This window comes from Polaromonas aquatica, assembly GCF_042659145.1.
Classification (GTDB): domain Bacteria; phylum Pseudomonadota; class Gammaproteobacteria; order Burkholderiales; family Burkholderiaceae_C; genus Polaromonas; species Polaromonas aquatica.
On record NZ_JBHSRS010000013.1, the window covers coordinates 226,791 to 242,114 of the forward strand.

At 61.6% G+C, this 15,324-nt stretch carries 14 protein-coding genes; 8 read left to right on the forward strand and 6 right to left on the reverse strand.

Translation table 11 applies throughout. The features are described from left to right. Window positions 1-86 precede the first annotated feature (86 nt). The 5 genes from ACFQND_RS05175 to ACFQND_RS05195 all read right to left on the reverse strand — a co-directional run bounded on the left by ACFQND_RS05175 (window position 87) and on the right by ACFQND_RS05195 (window position 7,134). Window positions 87-1,217 carry an ABC transporter permease gene (locus ACFQND_RS05175; protein ID WP_371437742.1) on the reverse strand — a complete coding sequence of 377 codons (1,131 nt, stop codon included), beginning with the start codon at window positions 1,215-1,217 and terminating at the stop codon, window positions 87-89. Beyond that, a complete protein-coding gene (locus ACFQND_RS05180; RefSeq protein ID WP_377412522.1) occupies window positions 1,217-2,407 on the reverse strand; it encodes an ABC transporter permease in 1,191 nt (396 codons plus the stop codon). The genes ACFQND_RS05175 and ACFQND_RS05180 overlap by 1 nt, the downstream gene beginning before the upstream one ends. A gap of 39 nt (window positions 2,408-2,446) precedes the next feature. Further along, window positions 2,447-3,430, reverse strand: a complete 984-nt coding sequence (locus ACFQND_RS05185; RefSeq protein ID WP_371437740.1) for an HlyD family secretion protein — start codon at window positions 3,428-3,430, stop codon at window positions 2,447-2,449. Between the two features lie 2 nt (window positions 3,431-3,432). Beyond that, window positions 3,433-4,833 (reverse strand): TolC family protein, encoded by a 1,401-nt coding sequence (locus ACFQND_RS05190; protein WP_371437739.1) that lies wholly within the window; start codon window positions 4,831-4,833, stop codon window positions 3,433-3,435. Between the two features lie 126 nt (window positions 4,834-4,959). Continuing rightward, on the reverse strand, window positions 4,960-7,134 hold the full coding sequence (locus ACFQND_RS05195; RefSeq protein ID WP_371437934.1) for a sodium-translocating pyrophosphatase: 2,175 nt from the start codon (window positions 7,132-7,134) through the stop codon (window positions 4,960-4,962). A 283-nt stretch (window positions 7,135-7,417) separates the two neighbouring features. Here ACFQND_RS05195 and ppa point away from each other — a divergent pair, with 283 nt between their 5' ends. Then, entirely contained in the window at window positions 7,418-7,954 is a 537-nt protein-coding gene (ppa, locus tag ACFQND_RS05200) for an inorganic diphosphatase (RefSeq protein WP_371437738.1), read from the forward strand. A 94-nt stretch (window positions 7,955-8,048) separates the two neighbouring features. Here the strand turns inward: ppa and ACFQND_RS05205 are convergent, their stop codons facing one another. Beyond that, a complete protein-coding gene (locus ACFQND_RS05205) occupies window positions 8,049-8,600 on the reverse strand; it encodes an SLOG cluster 4 domain-containing protein (protein WP_371437737.1) in 552 nt (183 codons plus the stop codon). 197 nt (window positions 8,601-8,797) lie between these two features. Between ACFQND_RS05205 and ACFQND_RS05210 the strand changes: the two genes are divergently transcribed. The 7 genes from ACFQND_RS05210 (at window position 8,798) to ACFQND_RS05240 (ending at window position 15,272) form a co-directional block, all read left to right on the forward strand. Further along, entirely contained in the window at window positions 8,798-10,039 is a 1,242-nt protein-coding gene (locus ACFQND_RS05210; RefSeq protein ID WP_371437736.1) for an MFS transporter, read from the forward strand. 51 nt (window positions 10,040-10,090) lie between these two features. After that, window positions 10,091-10,939: a dihydroorotate dehydrogenase electron transfer subunit gene (locus ACFQND_RS05215; RefSeq protein WP_371437735.1), complete on the forward strand. Its 849-nt coding sequence runs from the start codon at window positions 10,091-10,093 to the stop codon at window positions 10,937-10,939. Further along, window positions 10,932-11,882 carry a dihydroorotate dehydrogenase gene (locus ACFQND_RS05220; RefSeq protein WP_371437734.1) on the forward strand — a complete coding sequence of 317 codons (951 nt, stop codon included), beginning with the start codon at window positions 10,932-10,934 and terminating at the stop codon, window positions 11,880-11,882. Before ACFQND_RS05215 ends, ACFQND_RS05220 begins: the two co-directional genes overlap by 8 nt. Before the next feature lie 5 nt (window positions 11,883-11,887). After that, window positions 11,888-13,156 (forward strand): Zn-dependent hydrolase, encoded by a 1,269-nt coding sequence (locus ACFQND_RS05225; RefSeq protein ID WP_371437733.1) that lies wholly within the window; start codon window positions 11,888-11,890, stop codon window positions 13,154-13,156. Window positions 13,157-13,272: 116 nt separating this feature from the next. Further along, a complete protein-coding gene (locus ACFQND_RS05230) occupies window positions 13,273-14,175 on the forward strand; it encodes a helix-turn-helix domain-containing protein (RefSeq protein WP_371437732.1) in 903 nt (300 codons plus the stop codon). 1 nt (window position 14,176) lies between these two features. Then, window positions 14,177-14,902 carry an orotate phosphoribosyltransferase gene (locus ACFQND_RS05235; RefSeq protein ID WP_371437731.1) on the forward strand — a complete coding sequence of 242 codons (726 nt, stop codon included), beginning with the start codon at window positions 14,177-14,179 and terminating at the stop codon, window positions 14,900-14,902. A gap of 7 nt (window positions 14,903-14,909) precedes the next feature. Beyond that, window positions 14,910-15,272 carry a hypothetical protein gene (locus tag ACFQND_RS05240; protein WP_371437730.1) on the forward strand — a complete coding sequence of 121 codons (363 nt, stop codon included), beginning with the start codon at window positions 14,910-14,912 and terminating at the stop codon, window positions 15,270-15,272. Window positions 15,273-15,324 lie beyond the last annotated feature (52 nt).

Consider the following 15,324-nt stretch of genomic DNA (forward strand, 5'->3'; position numbering starts at 1 on the left):
AATGTTCTGGTTGGGCGTATTTTTGAATGAAATATGCCTGTGGCCGCCGTGAATCGCGCGCGACAAGCTATCAATTCAATAGCGAATCAGGATTTGGCCGGGCGTGCAAACCGCAAGAGCAGCAAGCCCGCTACCGCTGCCAGCGCCGCCAGCACGGCCAGCAGGCCGCCCGCATCCGCCAGTGGCGCGCCCATCTGGTTGAGGCGCAGCGATGCCTGTATGCCTGCCGTACTGGGAAACAGCCAGCGCAGGGTTTGCAGCGCATCCGGCAGGGCTTCTGCGGGCCATGAGAACCCTGAGACAAAGGCCATGGGAAGGGCGGTGAAGAGCAGCACCTGCAGGGCGCGCTCGCGGTTGCCAAACCAGGTGCCAAGCAAGGCGCCCAGGGTGCAGATGGCGGGTATGTAAAAGGCCAGCAACACCAGCGCGCCCAGGGTGTTGGCGCCGCGCGGAAAATCCTGCAGCCAGAAAATCCAGCCAAAGTAGAGCAGGCCGCTGGCGTAGCCCACGGTCGAGAAAGCCAGGATGCGGCCAAGCCAGGTGGCTGCATCGGCGCGGTGCCGACCGGTCTCGGCCCACAGGCCGACCAGCATGCCCACGCCCATGAGCAGCGTCTGCTGGATGATCAACAGCGCGACCGCCGGCACCACATAACTGCCGTAACCTTCGGTCGGGTTGAACAGCGCCACCATCTGGAGATTGATGGGGCTGCGGCTGGCATTGGCCTGCAGTGCACTTTGGCCGCCGGCCTGCAGTTTTTTGATTTCCACCCCGGCCGAGACTGTGCCTGCGGCCTCGGCAAAACCGTAGAGCACGGCTTTGTTAAGCAGCGCGTAGCTGCCGTCGGCTTCTACCGTGACGACGGCGGCCTTGCCGCGCAGCACATTACGTTTGAGGTCGGCCGGCAGGACAGCATAACCCTCGATCTCGCCGGCCCAGAGCTCCTGCTGTGCTTCGCGCTCGTCGCCGGTGACCATGCGCACGTCTATGCGCGGGCTGGCCTGGGCGAAACGTGTGATCTGGCGCGACAGGCTGCTGTGGTCGTAGTCCACCACGGCGACCGGCACACGTGTCACGGCCTGCGTACCGTAAGGCCAGGGATAGAAAAAACCATAGAGCAGGGGCGCAATGCCGACGATCAGCAGCACGCCCGTGTCGCCGGCAATGGCCCTGAGCGTGTCGGCCCAGGCGCCAATCAGTTTGCGAAAAGCCTGCATCAGCGGCCACCCCAGCTCTCGGGCTTGCCTGCAGCGCTTTTGAGCAGCGGCACACAAGCCAGCAACAAGACCGCAGCCATGCCTGCCAGGCCGGCAAGAATGGGCAGCGAATAGTGCAGCGGCGCGTTCATCTGCAATTGCTCCATCTGCAGGCGGATGTAATGGGTGTAGGGCAGCAGCTCGGCCCAGCCCCGCGCCAGCACGGGCATGGACTGCAGCGGGAAACCAACCCCGCCAAACGCAAAGGCCGGTGCGGTGATGAAGCCGGTGGCCGACAAGGCCGTGCGCAGCGAGCGCGAGGCTGCAGCTGCAAACGCGCCCATGGCCAGCGACAGCGCCAGCAGTGCCGCAAGCGCAAGCAAGACCCAACTAAGTGAACCCGCCGGATGCCAGCCGCGCCCCCAGGTCAGCCAGACAAAGGCCGTCACGCCGACCAGGCCCAAACCGAGCAAAGGCCAGACCAGCTTGCCCAGCAGCGCGCCAACCGTAGCGCACCAGCCGGAAGATGACAGTGTTAGCCATTCGGCAATCGTCCCATCGCGCAGCTCCCGGCCCACGGCCCAGGCACCTGCTGTCATGGCCAGGATATGCAGCAGCGCTGGAATCAGTGCGGCTGCCAGGAACTGTTCATAGTTGAGCGAGGGGTTAAACAGCGTTACCAGGCTGGTCTTGATGGGCTCCATGGACACCATGGTGGCCAGTTTGGGCTCACCGCGCTTGTTGCGCGCAGCCAGTTCAACGCCGGCGGACAGCGTGCCGACGGCGGTGCGTACATCGCGCTGGATCAGGCCCGAATGGGTGCCCAGCTGTGCGTTGTGCAACAGGGTGACCTGTGCGGCCTGGCCGCGTTTGACGGTGCGTGCAAAGTCCGGCGGGATGCTCACCACCGCATACACCTCGGCACGGCGCAGGCCTTGCGTGGCTTCGGCAGTGTCGCTGTAGGGGCGCACGACCTTGAGGCCGGGTGTTGCATCCAGGAAGCGCACCAGCTGGCGCGACAGGGATGAATGGTCCTGGTCCATCACGCCTATGGGCAACTGGTTGGGCAGCCCGGCGGAAAATATCCACCAGATCATGGCCACTGCCAGCAGCGGCAGCCATGAAATCATGGCCAGGTCCCAGGGGCTGCGCCTGAGCCGCGCGGCTTCACGCCGCGCGCTGCCGGCAAACGCCTGAAAAAAAACCTGCAAAAAGCCCATGGGGGTGTTCAACCAGAAGCGGTGAACGCTTTATTGAACCAGCACGCTCATGCCGGGACGTGCGCCTTCAATCGGCGCCGCTGGCCTGGCCCTGACCTCAAATGTGCGGGCGTCAAAACCCTGGCCTGCACGCGTGGCGCGCCAGGTGGCGAAGTCGGGCAGCACGGCGCTGTAAAACACCTTGAAGCGCACCTGCCTGTTGCCCAGCGCCGGCAGCACGGCGTCAAACTCCGCATCCTTGGCGAAGCGCTGCAAGCGATCCTCGCGCACATTGAGCACCACCCACTGGTTTTTCAAATCGACCACCGTCACGACGGCGACGCCTTGTGGCGACAGTTCGCCGACCTTGGCCAGCACCTTGGCGACCTCGCCGGCCACCGGGCTTTTGAGTTCGGTCTCCGCCTTGGCCGCTTCGACCTCGGCCACCACGCCTGCAACCTGGCGCGCCTGCGCATTGGCTGCGGCCTTGTCTTCGGGGCGGGCGCCGGCGCGTGCCATGTCGTACTGGGCCTTGGCCGTCAGGGCCTGGTCGCGCGAGGCCTTGAAATTGGCTTCGGCCTCATCGCGCTTTTGCTCCGCCACCAGGCCTTCTTTTGCCAGGCCGTTCACGCGCTTGAAAGATGTTTCTGCAAGCTCCGCCGCGGCCTGGGCGCGTTGCCATTGCAGGCGGGCCATTTCCACTTCCTGCGGGCGTGCGCCGCTTTGTGCCTTGTCGGCAACAGCCTGGGCCGCCTGTTGCGCGGCCGTGGCCTGCTCCAGCTTGGCGGTGACTTCCGGGCTGTCGGTGCGTATCAGTATGGCCCCGGCCGCAATCTGCTGGCCCTCCCGGACCAGCACCTGCGAGATGCGGGCGGTGACCTTGGGCGCAATGTCGGTTTCCTGGGCTTCCATCTGGCCCTGGAACACATCCGGAGGTGGTTGTGATGCGCGCCAGACGCCATAGCCCAGCAACACCAGCAGGGCGATGGCCCCCACGCCAATGGCCACGGTTTTTTTGGGAATGTTTTTTTTCATGATCAATTGACTTTCACATCGGCACGCCGGACATAGGCACTGAACTCTTCTGACAAACCGCAACTCTCCAGCAGTCTTGCCAGTGCAGTGACGTAGTCAAAGGCGACCTGGGCACGTTCTGTTTCGACCTTGGCCTGGTTGACTTCGGCGTCTATCAGTTCAAGCGCGGTGCCGGTGCCGCCGCGCAGGGCCGCCGTACGCAGGCGCAGCACCTCATGCGCCAGGGCCACGCCGGGCTCGGTCGCCAGGAACTGCCGGCGCGCCTGTTCCACGCTACGCCAGTTCTTCTCGACCAGCAGGCTGATGTCGCTGCGTGCCTGCAGCTCGGTGCGTTCGGCCTGCTCAATCTGCTTGCCGGATGCGGCTGCCAGCGCGTTGCGGTCCACCGAGTCAAACAGGGTCCAGCGCACGCCTATGCCGCCCACCCAGTCGGCATTGCCGGGTTTGAGTTCGCGCTGGCCGAAGGCAAACACCTGAGGTTTGCGCAGCGCTTCTTCGCCGTGGTGCAACTGCTCGGCCTGGGCTTTTTTTGCACTCACTTTGGCCAGGCCCGGGTGGCGCAGCAGTGCTTCATTGAGGAAGTGGGGCAGGGACTCAACCGGCTGCGTCAGCACAAAAAGCGGCGTATCGGGTACCACGGGCGCGTCCGACTTCACGGTGCGCGCCAGTGCGATGGCGGCCAGTTCTGCATCGTCCTGCGCCTTCGACGCATTGCGTTTGGCTTCTTCATAGGCCGCCTGGGCCTGCAGGCGCTCGATGCGGGAGATCACGCCAGCCGCCAGCATTTTGGCCGTTGCCTCATCGTGCTGCCGGATGTCGTTCAGGGCCGATTGCCGCAAGGCGGCCGCCCTGGCTGCGAGCTGCGCACCGAAGTAGCGCTGGACCAGCAGCGTGGCCAGTTCATACCCGGTTTTGTCCGCGTCGGCGCGTGCTTCACTTTCCTGTGCAGACACAAAACCGCGTACGGCATCGTTGGCCCCGCCGGTGTAAATCGGCCACACCGCCGAAATTGACTTCGTTGTGCCCGTGTCATAGCGGTTATAGGTGTAGTTCGAAGGGAACTGCGGTACCGGCAAAGGGATGGGCAGGTTTTGTAGCGGAATCGGCAAGCGCTGGTTGACCTGGGCCAACCGCTGATTAATGGGGTCCAGGTTGACGTTGAGGTTGGCGTTGTAGGCAAACGCTGCGGCCGACAGGCTGACCACCGGCCCGCCCAGGTTTTTCAGCGCCTGGGCCTGCAGGCTTTTGCCATCGACGGCGGCCCTTGAGGCGGCCAGCTGGTCCGATCCAGTCTTGACACGGTCCCACGCTGTTTCAAAACTCATGGCATTGGCCTGTGCATGGGCCGCGCCGCAAACCGCCAGGGGCAGCCACGCAGTGAACAAGGGGTAACGTGGATTCATGGGGTCGGGGCCGCTTTGAAGAGTGGAGTTGGCTATGGTAACAAGTGGGGCACAGGTGTAACCGGGTCGCCACGCCGGGACGAAAAAAAACCCGCCGAAAGCGGGTTTTTTTGTAGACAGGCCTGCCTATTTTGAGGCGGGTGTTGCGGGCATGGCCGGAGCCATGGGCGTTGTAGCCGGTGCGCTCATGGCGGCAGGCGCTGCTGTGGGCATTGCCGGTGCAGCCGCAGCCTCGCCACCATGGAACTTCATCATCAGCGGCACGATGAGCAGCGCCACGATGTTGATGATCTTGATCAGCGGGTTCACTGCCGGGCCCGCGGTGTCCTTGTAGGGGTCGCCCACGGTGTCCCCGGTCACGGCAGCCTTGTGTGCTTCGGAGCCCTTGCCGCCGTGGTGGCCGTCTTCAATGTACTTTTTCGCGTTGTCCCAGGCGCCGCCGCCGGTACACATCGAGATCGCCACAAAAAGGCCGGTCACGATGGTGCCCATCAGCAGGCCACCCAGCGCCTGCGGTCCGAGGAAGATGCCGACCAGAATCGGTACCACCACCGGCAGCAGCGAGGGGATCATCATTTCCTTGATGGCGGCCGTGGTCAGCATGTCGACTGCGGTGTCGTACTCTGGCTTGCCGGTGCCGTCCATGATGCCCTTGATGTCGCGGAACTGGCGGCGTACTTCAACCACAACCGCACCGGCTGCGCGGCCCACGGCTTCCATGGCCATGGCGCCGAACAGGTAGGGAATCAGGCCGCCTATGAAGAGGCCGACGATGACCATGGGGTTGCTCAGGTCGAACGATATGGCGCGGCCGTAGCTTTCAAGCTTGTGGGTGTAGTCGGCAAACAGCACCAGTGCGGCCAGGCCGGCGGAACCGATGGCGTAGCCCTTGGTCACGGCCTTGGTGGTGTTGCCCACGGCGTCCAGCGGGTCGGTGATGTCGCGCACGCTGCTGGGCAGCTCGGCCATCTCGGCAATGCCGCCGGCGTTGTCGGTGATAGGTCCATAGGCGTCCAGCGCCACCACAATGCCGGCCATGCTGAGCATGGAGGTCGCGGCGATCGCAATGCCGTACAGGCCTGCCAGCGAGTAGGAGGTCAGGATGGCGATACACACAAAAATCACGGGCCAGGCGGTGGAGCGCATGGACACGCCCAGGCCGGCAATGATGTTGGTACCGTGGCCGGTGGTCGAAGCCTGCGCAATATGCTGCACCGGCTTGTACTGTGTACCGGTGTAGTACTCGGTGACCCAGCAGAGCGCGCCGGTCAGGACCAGGCCGACCGCGCAGGCGCCGAACAGGCGCATCTGCGTGCCGGTGGCGGTCACAGCGTTGTCGGGCATCAGCCACATGGTGACGAAGTAAAACGCGATCAGCGACAGCACACCGGCAATCGCCAGGCCTTTGTACAGGGCCGGCATCACGTTCTTCATCCCGGGCGAAGCCTTGACAAAGAAGCAGCCGATGATGGACGCGATGATGGACACAGCGCCCAGGGCCAGCGGGTAGGACGCGGCCGTGACACCGGCGTTGGACAGCAGCAGGGCGCCCAGCACCATTGTGGCGATCAGGGTGACGGCGTAGGTTTCAAACAGGTCGGCGGCCATGCCGGCGCAGTCGCCCACGTTGTCGCCCACGTTGTCGGCAATCACGGCCGGGTTGCGCGGGTCGTCTTCAGGGATGCCGGCTTCGACCTTGCCCACCAGGTCAGCGCCTACGTCGGCGCCCTTGGTGAAGATGCCGCCGCCGAGACGGGCGAAGATGGAGATCAGGGATGAGCCAAAGGCAAACCCGATCAGCGGGTTCAGCAGGCTGGCCAGCTTCACGTCGGGCGTGTAGTTGCCGTTTCCGACGAGGAACCAGTAAAAGGCGGTGACGCCCAGCAGGCCCAAGCCCACCACCAGCATGCCGGTGATGGCGCCGCCGCGAAAGGCGACGTCAAGGGCGGGGCCAATGCCGCGGGTAGCGGCCTGTGCGGTACGCACATTGGCACGCACGGAGACGTTCATGCCGATAAAGCCGCAGGCGCCTGACAGTACCGCGCCTACGACAAAGCCGATGGCGGTTTTACCGTCAAGAAAGACGCCGATCAGAATTGCCAGCACCACCCCGACGATGGCTATGGTTTTGTATTGCCGCGCCAGGTAGGCGGCGGCGCCGGTCTGGATGGCGGCTGCAATCTCCTGCATGCGCGCATTGCCTGCGTCCTGGGAAAGAATCCAGCTGCGTGCCCAGATGCCGTAAACCACGGCGATCAGTCCGCAGACCAGCGCAAGAATGAGCGCCGAGTTGCCTGTCATACCTGACATATGAAAATCTCCTACGTTGTTTTTCGCTTGGAGGGGGTAACAACGCTAGCAAATGGTCGTAACCCCCGCTGCGTTGCTTCCTCGCTGCTTCCAACATGCTGTGGAGACGATTGGCCAACCTCTGAAATTTAACGCCAAAATGTGACAAGTTCACGAGGCGTAAGGTCTGAATCAGTAAAATGAGGGTAAATCCCGAGCATTCCCTCGCTGGCGCTCATCGCTGCGATCAATCCCCCGGTACCCGTTTTCTTTTTATCTTCAACCCAAAGCGACCATGTCCCTCGAAAAAGTCTCCCCCGGTAAAAACGTTCCCGAATCCTTCAACGTCATCATCGAAATCCCGATGAACGCTGATCCGGTGAAATACGAAGTGGACAAGGAATCCGGCGCCATTTTTGTGGACCGCTTCATGAGCACGTCCATGCATTACCCGACCAACTACGGTTATGTGCCCAAGACCATCAGCGGCGACGGCGACCCGGTGGACGTGCTGGTGATCACGCCTGTGCCCCTGATCCCCGGTGTGGTCGTGACCTGCCGTGCTATCGGCATCCTGAAAATGACCGACGAAGCCGGCGAAGACGGCAAGGTGCTGGCCGTGCCCATCGACAAGAAATGCTCGCTCTACACCCAGTGGCAAAAGCCGGAAGACATGAACCCGCTGCGCCTGAAAACCATTGCCCACTTCTTTGAGCACTACAAGGATCTCGAAGAAGGCAAGTGGGTCAAGGTCCAGGGCTGGGAAGGCCCTGACGCCGCCAAAAAAGAAATCACCGACGGCATCGCCAATTACGTGAAGGCGAACGCCTGATTTTTGCGCCGTGGGGGCCGGTTTTTGCCAGATTTTTGGCAAAAACTGCCCATGGCCCCCGCCAATCAAGCGCAACCAGCTATTAAAAACGTAGCTATCTGGCGGCCGACCCGCTGGACTGTTTCATTGCCGTTTGCGCTGTGATGAAACGAAAGATGTCGTCCAGCCGAGTCGATCTGCCCACTTCCGGTGGGACTGATGCGAATGCCTCGTCCGGCCCCAGGCACATCACCGGCCTGGGGTAACGTAGGGCCAGGCTTATCTCGTCCAGCGTGCCATGCCCGCCGGGCAGGGCAATGACGATGTCGCTTGTCAAAACATTGACATGGTTGCGGCTCAGGGCCTCTGCGGTTGCGCCTGGCTCCCTTCTCGGGAGCGGGGTCAGTATCGGCAGGTCTATGAACGGGTTCGGGTAACCAGCCAGCGGAGCGAAGCCAAGCACCGCATCTGGCATGGTGGGAACGATGCCTATGCATCGGCCGGTCCGGCCCTTTGTGCCTGAAAACGCCCGTGAAACTGACAGCATCACACCTTTGCCCGCGCCAGTCAGCAGGTCGTGGCCGCTTTGCGCGATCCATGTGCCGAGCGGGGCTGCAAGGTCGTTCCACTCAGTAGTGCCTGAGCCCATGACGCCGACGATAGCCATCATTAAATCCTTTGAATCAAGGGTTACTACTAATCTGGAGGTGTCAAAAACACTCAGTCTCTAAAAATAGACTGGTATCATTTATGGTACATCACGGAATGTTTTATTTGCATAGAGGGACGCAGGCTTTGCCGGCGTTTTGTGGAATCTTCAAAGAAAAGTCTACATAACAGGAGACGATAAACATGGATACAAATATGAAACTATCAGCGTCAGCCGCCGACACCGGCCAGTCATCCGAGGAGGTAAGCAGTTATGGCTGGAAGGCCATGATGGGCTCGGCCATTGGTTATGCCATGGACGGGTTTGATCTTCTTATTCTCGGCTTCATGTTGTCGGCCATCTCTGCCGACCTGAAGCTGACCCCGGGGCAAGCCGGCTCGCTGGTGACCTGGACCCTGGTGGGCGCGGTTGCCGGCGGCATCTTCTTTGGCGCGCTGAGCGACCGTTTCGGCCGTGTCCGCGTGTTGACCTGGACGATTGTTCTGTTTGCCGTGTTTACCGGCCTTTGCGCGTTTGCGCAGGGTTACTGGGACCTGCTGATTTACCGCACCATTGCCGGCATCGGGCTGGGGGGCGAGTTTGGTATCGGCATGGCGCTGGCCGCCGAAGCCTGGCCTGCCAAGCACCGCGCCCGCGTGTCGTCCTATGTGGCGCTGGGCTGGCAATGTGGTGTGCTGGGCGCTGCCTTGCTCACGCCGCTGCTGCTGCCGGTCATCGGCTGGCGCGGCATGTTCCTGGTGGGTGTGATTCCCGCCATCGTCGCCTGGGTGATCCGTAACAAGCTCCACGAACCTGAAGTTTTTGTGCGCAGCAGCGTCAAAAAGAAGTCGACCATGGATGCCTTCAAGCTGCTGGTCAAGGACAAGGCCACCACCAAGGTCAGCATCGGTATTGCCGTGTTGTGCTCGGTGCAGAACTTTGGTTACTACGGCATCATGATCTGGATGCCCAGCTTCCTGTCCAAGCAGCTTGGTTTTAACCTGACCAAGTCCGCCGTGTGGACCTCTGTAACGATTCTCGGCATGATGGCCGGTATCTGGGTGTTTGGCCAGCTTGCCGACCGCATTGGCCGCAAGCCCAGTTTCCTGCTGTTCCAGGCCGGTGCTGTTGTCATGGTGATGGTGTATTCCCAGCTGACTGACCCGAATGTCATGTTGTGGGCTGGTGCGGTGCTGGGCATGTTTGTCAACGGCATGCTGGGCGGTTACGGTGCACTGATGTCCGAAGCCTATCCAACGGCGGCGCGGGCTACCGCACAGAACGTGTTGTTCAACGTGGGTCGTGGTGTAGGCGGTTTTGGTCCGGTGGTTGTGGGCGCATTGGCTGCCACCTATTCGTTCCAGATCGCGATTGGCCTGCTTGCAGCCATCTACATCATCGACATGCTGGCGACTGCATTCCTGATTCCTGAGCTCAAGGGTGCGGAGCTCGAATAAGCCTGGCGCTCAGTTAGAAAAAGAGCGCTTTTAAACATTACCAGACTCATCATGGAATCCTCTGTGTGCGCAGCGCCTTTCGCTGCTACTGTGGCGACGCATCGCTGCGAAGTTGCCGAGCATCGCTGGGTCAACAGCCGCTACCGCTATTTGCGACTGGAGTCGACTGCCGATCTTGCGGGCACCACCCGCTCGGGGCAGTTCTACCAGCTCCGCTGCCCGACGACAAACGCGCTGCAGCCCTTTCTGCTCAGGCCCATGAGTGTTTATGGTGTGGGCCCGGCCAGCGGGTCCATAGAGTTCTTGTACAACGTCACCGGCGTAGGCACGGCTTCGCTTGCCACGCTGGAAGTCGGCAGTTCCATGGAAATTGTCGGCCCGCTGGGCAATACCTTTGAGTTCGATCCGTCGTTCAAGCGTGTGATGGTGGTGGCCCGCGGCGTGGGCCTTGCCACCATGGCGCCGCTGCTCAGGGATGCCGGCCAGGCCGGTGTTGCCGTGACGGCGCTGATGTCGGCACGCTCGCCGGGCGACCTCATGCGGGATGAGTTCCTGCGCGGTGTCGAGGCTGATGTGCACAGCGTTTTTGACAGTGACGGCAGCTCTGCGGTTGAAAACGTCGAGAAACTGCTGCGCGAACTGATAGAGCGGCAGCAACCCGACGTGGTTTACACCTGCGGCTCGCACCGCCTGCTCATGCTGCTGCAACGCGTTCTTGCGGACTTCCCGCAGGTACGTGGCGAGGTTGCCATGGAGCAGCGCATGGCCTGCGGCATGGGCGTGTGCCTGTCCTGCGTGCGCATGTTTGATACGCCTACGGGCAAACATTTCAAGCGGGTCTGCCGCGAAGGCCCGGTGTTTCCGATTCGTGAAGTTGTAGGGGAGGTGGAGTTTGGCTGATCTGTCCGTCAAGGTGGGCGACATCAGCCTGCAAAACCCGGTCATGCCGGCCTCAGGCTGTTTTGCCATCGAGTACCAGGAGGCGCTTGATTTGAGCCGTCTGGGCGCGCTGGTGATCAAGAGCGTGTCCCCGAAAAGCCGGGCCGGCAACCCGACCCCGCGTGTCGCGGAAACTCATGGCGGCATGCTCAATTCCATAGGCATCCCGAGCAAGGGGTTGGACTATTACCGCCGCGAAGTGTTGCCGGCCTATACGGCCTTTGGCACGCCTGTGGTGGTGTCCATCTCGGCCGATACGGTCGATGAGTTTGCCGATGCCTGTGCCGAGATGTCGCTGCCGGAAGTGGCCGTGATCGAGGCGAATATCTCCTGCCCCAACCTGGAAGCTGACGGCATGGCCTTTGCGATGTCGCCGGATACCACCTACAAGGTGGTCAGCGCTATTCGCGGCAGGACCAAACACCCATTCTGGGTCAAGCTGACGCCCAATGCCTCCAATATTGCGGCGGTCGCCAAGGCCGCCGAAGAGGCTGGCGCCGATGCCATCGTCATGGGCAACACCATCCTGGGCATGGCCATCGACGTGCGGACCCGCAAACCCAAACTGGGCAACGTGATGGGCGGCTTGTCCGGTCCCGCGATCAAGCCGATTGCCCTGCGCCTGGTTCACCAGTGTTACCGGGCCGTGCGTGTGCCCATCATTGGCTGCGGCGGGATCAGCAGCGCCGAAGACGCCATCGAATTCATGCTTGCCGGTGCCAGTGCCGTGCAGGTAGGTACGGCCTCTTTCCTGGACCCCGGCATCATGAGCAAAATCATTGACGGGCTGCAGGCCTATTGCGTTGAGATGGGCGTTTCCCACTTGAGGGAGCTCACGGGGCAGGTCAAGCTTGACCGCCAGTTGACGGATCGCTGGCTGCGTTTTGCGCAGCAATCGGGTTGATGTTTATGACCATTCTTGAATTGCGGCCCATTGCCGAGCATCTGCTGGACGCTGTCCGAAGCCTGTCTGCTGACGGCGTAGGTGTGACCCGCGCATCGTATGGTGCGGGCGAAACCGCTGCGGCCGATTTCCTGCGTGAGTTTGCCGAGAAGGAAGGCCTGCAGGTCGCTAACGACCGGGCCGGCAACATCGTGTTCAGCCTGCCGGGTGCGGGGTCACAAGCCGGTGTATGGATTGGCTCGCACCTCGACTCGGTGCCACAGGGCGGCAATTACGACGGACTGGCCGGTGTGGTCGCCGGGCTGCTGTGTTTGCTGCGGCAAAAGCGCACGGGTGCCGCGCCTGCCACGCCTTTGCGGGTGATTGGTTTCAGGGGTGAAGAAAGCGCCTGGTTCGGCAAGGCCTATATCGGCTCGGGCGCGCTGTTCGGCAAGGTCACGCCGGAAGACCTGGAGCTTAAACAACGCACTACACAACAGTCCCTGGCTGAATGCATGACCGAAGCCGGCGCCGATGTGGCGGCTATCCGGGCGCAGGAGCATTTGCTGGACCTGAGTCAGGTCAGCAGTTACCTGGAGCTGCATATAGAGCAGGGGCCTGTCATGGTGGCCAAAGAGCTGCCGCTGGCAGTGGTTTCCGGCATACGCGGTAATGTCCGGCACAACCGGGTTGTCTGCATCGGTGAGGCCGGGCACTCCGGCGTGGTGCCGCGCTGGCTGCGCCGTGATGCCATGTTTGCGGTTGCCGACCTGATCATTCGCCTGGACGACCACTGGCGCGTCCTGCTGGAGCGGGGTACTGACCTGGTGGTGACTGCAGGCGTGGTGATGACAGACCCGGCAGAGCATTCGATCTCGCGCATTCCTGGGCGTGTGACCTTCAGTTTTGAAGCCCGCAGCAAAAGCCCGGACACACTGGAAGCGTTTTACCAGTTGATGCAGGCCGAATGCAAGGCGATTTCACGCGAACGCCAGGTCCGCTTCGAGTTTGACCGGCGCCAGCGTTCCGATCCGGCGCAGATGGACCCGGCGGTGTGCGCTGTGCTGGCCGACGCCTGCCGGGCGCGCGGCACCACGTTTGACGTGATTCCCAGCGGTGCCGGTCACGATGCCTCTCTTTTTGCGAATGCAGGCATTCCTGCTGGCATGCTGTTTATACGCAACCAGAATGGTTCGCACAACCCGGATGAAGCCATGGAAATGGATGACTTCATGCTGGGCGTTCAGGTGCTGGATGACGCAGTGGAAAAACTCTCGGGCACTGCAGCGCAGTAGGCCGGCCATGAGGGTTATGCCAGGAAAACGGCAAGCCCGGCATGAGACACTGTTGGGCTCATTGCACTTGTTTTTCGGCCGCAGGCGACAGGCTATCGATATCGACCGTATTGCACATGAATCTTTCTTCATCCATTGACTATGCGGCGCTGGGCGACCGGCTCAGGGCTTACCGCCTGGGCGCATCGCTGCAGGCCGAAGATGTTGCCGAATCGCTTGGCGTGTCGCGCGCCGTGGTTTACCGGATGGAAAAAGGCGAAATCGTCAAGATCGAGACGGTGGAGCGCCTAGCCCAGCTCCTGGGTACATCAATGGCTTCGCTGCTCGGTGTGGAGGTGGAGTATTACGCCAATTTCCTGAGCTTTTTTGAGCGCATGCGCCAACTAGAGCAGGGCGCGGACCGCATCATGGCGCACTTCGAGCCGATTTCACTGTTGCTGACCTCGGGTGACTACCTGAACTACCTCAGGCTCATGTTGCTGGAGACGCTGCCGCAAGGTGATGCCTCGTCCCAAAGCGGCGAGGCTGTGCGTGTGAAGGAAATCGACCAGCTGGTGCAGATCCTGCAGGAGCGCAAGGCCGCGTTTGCCCAGCGGCGGCCGGGCATTGTGAGCCTGGTTGGCTTGCGTGACCTTGAACGGTTTTTGCATACCGGCCTGGTGGGCCGGCTGGACCTGCCCGAAGCGCTGCGCAAGGAACGCATCCAGGCCGCCCGGCAGGAAATCGAGCGCATTGCAGAGCTGATGGAGAGCGAACCCATGCATGTGCAGGTCGGCCTTGTGGACGATGCCATGCCGTCCTCGACCTTTCAGCTGTTTCAAAGCGCCAGCCGTTCCGTCCTGGCGCTGAGCCCGTTCCGGCTCGGCGAGCTGCCCAATGTACGCAATGGCATTGCCACGGTCACGGCTTCGCCCGAAGCCGTCAAGCTGTATGAGCAAATGATAGAGCGGCTCTGGAAAGCCTCCTACAAAGGCCGGGCCGGTGCCGAGCGCCTGCGCAAGCTGCTCGCCAGGCCGTAGATTGTCACATCCAAAATACCCCGAGAAAGACCTCCAGATGGCGTTTTATCCCAGTTCCGAGATTTCGAAAAACGTGGCCCGCATGCTGCTGGACAGTGGCTGTGTACAGGTTCGCAAGGAAGAGCCGTTTCGTTTGCCCTCCGGCTGGGCCAGCCCTGTGTATATGGATTGCCGGCGCCTGATATCGTTTCCTGCGGCACGCCGTGAGTTGGTTAAACAAGGGCTGGATCTGCTAAGGCAGCGCGGCTGCCTGGATGGCATTCAGTCGATTGTCGGTGCCGAGGCCAGTGGCATCGCCTTTGCAGCCTGGATGGCGGATGAGCTCGAATTGCCTTTGCAATACGTGCGCAAGCAGACCCGCGGAATTGGCCATGGCAGCCAGATGGTTGGCGTAACGCCGCAGGCAAGCCGTGTGCTGCTGGTGGATGACATGGTGGCGGCCGGCACTTCCAAGGTTAACTTCCTGCGTGCCATCACATCTGCAGGAGCCGGCGTCAAGGACCTGTTTGTCATTTTTGACTATGGCACTTTCCCGGTTGAGGCATTGCTGGCGCCTTTCGGTGTGGCACTGCATGCACTCGCGACCTGGACCGACGTCCTGGCGGTGGGGCGGGACAGCGGCCATCTGGATGCGGGGGCCGTGGCTGAAATTGAGGCTTTTCTTGCCAATCCTGCTCAGTGGTCTTCTGTGCATGGTGGCATTTCGGACATGAAGCCGGTCGTATGATGGCGGCATGGGATTGAAACGAGTCGATAAAGAGGTACTGGTAATGACTTTTGATGAAGAAGCAGGCAGGTTCGAAGCAGCGGAATCCGGAACCGATTCATTCAAGCTGCTCTACAAGGCTGCCTTTGGCCTGATGACGCAGGAGCCCGCGAATGCCGCGTTCTTTTTTGTGATCGGCGTTGCTGCGCACGGCTACGTCCTGCAATACGAGGACCAGGGTGTCAGCCCGGAGTTTGCCGACAAGGCCAAGGCCATCCTGGTGGGCTTCAACAAAAAGATCGCCCAGGCACTGGCCTCGCCACCGGATGTCGGGCTTCGCCTGCTCGGTGAAGTGACTGCGGATTACCAGTTCAACGTGCACGAGTTCTGAACACGGCCAGAGTCCTTGCTTTGGGGCTTGCCCGGCCTCTTGGTGCAGCCAA

What these genes read in the sequence shown, in the direction of transcription:
- ACFQND_RS05215 (WP_371437735.1), top strand. Translation starts at nt 10,091, where the DNA reads ATGGAATCCTCTGTGTGCGCAGCGCCTTTCGCTGCTACTGTGGCGACG.
- ACFQND_RS05240 (WP_371437730.1), top strand. Translation starts at nt 14,910, where the DNA reads ATGGGATTGAAACGAGTCGATAAAGAGGTACTGGTAATGACTTTTGAT.
- ACFQND_RS05230 (WP_371437732.1), top strand. Translation starts at nt 13,273, where the DNA reads ATGAATCTTTCTTCATCCATTGACTATGCGGCGCTGGGCGACCGGCTC.
- ACFQND_RS05210 (WP_371437736.1), top strand. Translation starts at nt 8,798, where the DNA reads ATGAAACTATCAGCGTCAGCCGCCGACACCGGCCAGTCATCCGAGGAG.
- ACFQND_RS05205 (WP_371437737.1), bottom strand. Translation starts at nt 8,600, where the DNA reads ATGGCTATCGTCGGCGTCATGGGCTCAGGCACTACTGAGTGGAACGAC.
- ACFQND_RS05185 (WP_371437740.1), bottom strand. Translation starts at nt 3,430, where the DNA reads ATGAAAAAAAACATTCCCAAAAAAACCGTGGCCATTGGCGTGGGGGCC.
- ACFQND_RS05175 (WP_371437742.1), bottom strand. Translation starts at nt 1,217, where the DNA reads ATGCAGGCTTTTCGCAAACTGATTGGCGCCTGGGCCGACACGCTCAGG.
- ACFQND_RS05225 (WP_371437733.1), top strand. Translation starts at nt 11,888, where the DNA reads ATGACCATTCTTGAATTGCGGCCCATTGCCGAGCATCTGCTGGACGCT.
- ppa (WP_371437738.1), top strand. Translation starts at nt 7,418, where the DNA reads ATGTCCCTCGAAAAAGTCTCCCCCGGTAAAAACGTTCCCGAATCCTTC.
- ACFQND_RS05190 (WP_371437739.1), bottom strand. Translation starts at nt 4,833, where the DNA reads ATGAATCCACGTTACCCCTTGTTCACTGCGTGGCTGCCCCTGGCGGTT.
- ACFQND_RS05195 (WP_371437934.1), bottom strand. Translation starts at nt 7,134, where the DNA reads ATGACAGGCAACTCGGCGCTCATTCTTGCGCTGGTCTGCGGACTGATC.